Raw genomic sequence first — 1,397 nt, 5'->3', positions numbered from 1 at the left:
TTGAATGACTTCTATGTTTTCTAATAGTCCATTTGCACCCGATTTAAACACAATTTCTGCTAACAAGGGTAATTTCTCATCAACATAAAATTGGAGGCTGGCAATAGATTGCCCAAAGATATTAAACCCTTCTTTCAAGAAGCGATACCATGCATCATGGAGACTATCGGGTAAGTCTACGCCAGCAAATACTGTAAACTCAACTTTCAATAAACGACCAATCCGGTCTATCCTACCAATTCTTTGTTCTAGGCGATTTGGCGACCAAGGCAAGTCAAAACATATCATATAGTTGGTAAATTGTAAGTTACGACCCTCTTCGCCGGAGGAGTCGCAAACTAAAATAAAGCATTTGGGATCTTTTTTAAACCGATTTAAGTTCTCCTCCACTTGAGACCTAGTTTGTCCAACTTGGTGACTGACCATAGTCCCCTCACCAAAACGATCGCTCAAGTAACGGACAATTTCGGTGCAAGTTTGCACAAAGCTGGTAAATATAACAATTTTGGGCAGACTGTCTCCCGGTATCGGTCTTTTTAGCCGTTGTTGAACCTCTGCAAGCAATTTAGGGAGGTTAAATTTCAAGGATTGTACTTTTAAAGGTTCGCAGAGTTGATACAGAATGACTGTCTTGAGTAATTCGAGGCGATCGCCATACTCTGACGGTTGTTCTATAATTCGCAGTAGGCTTTGCAAAATATTTGCTTCCCCGTTAGCAAATTTAGGAGTTTCAGTCAGGATGCGAACACTATCAGCACCAAACTCCCGAATTAATTCCGCAGTGGACACACCACTTAAACGTGCTTGAATTACCTGTTTTAAAATACCCAGCCAAGTACCAGAAGCACGGAAAAACAATAGAAAAATGTGGTGATATTGTTTGTCATCAGGAGCTACTTCACGCCACTCCTCAATTAGTTCGTGGATGTCAGGCGATCGCTCGTCTAAATCGTACTCTGTTCTCAGTGTAATATTACGCTTAAAAATTACATCTTCTACGGAAGCGCGACGATTGCGAAGCATCCGGCGGTGAAGTCTGTAGGTATCGCTAATATGGGTACGAATTGCCCTGACAATTTCAACTGTATCCCCAGTCTTTGCTTGTAATCTATTTTCTAGATTGTCTACCAATTCCAGTAAATACTTATCTTCAGCAAACAGGTTACGGAGATTTTTGAGATTAGTTTTCAGGACGAAGGGGTTTGCGCCTTCTTTAAATGACAGGAGAATTCGACCAATGTCTTGGCGTTTTACTACCCGGTCACGAAAACCTGCTAAGTCATCAAGTTGATAGGTTGCAGGATCGAGTAGATGCAGCATTGCTAAAAAATCTTGCTCGTGGTTGAGAACGGGGGTAGCCGATAGTAAAAGCAGGCGATCGCTTTTATGAGCACGAT

The 1,397-nt window shown here is 41.7% G+C and carries 1 protein-coding gene; it reads right to left on the bottom strand.

Going from position 1 to position 1,397, the window contains the following annotated elements; translation table 11 throughout:
* The coding region (locus RRG12_RS44180) for a helicase-related protein (protein ID WP_420763370.1) at window positions 1–1,397 on the bottom strand (1,397 nt) is incomplete at both ends.

Source organism: Nostoc sp. CALU 546, from assembly GCF_048836525.1.
This window is presented reverse-complemented; position numbering and strand designations above follow the sequence as displayed.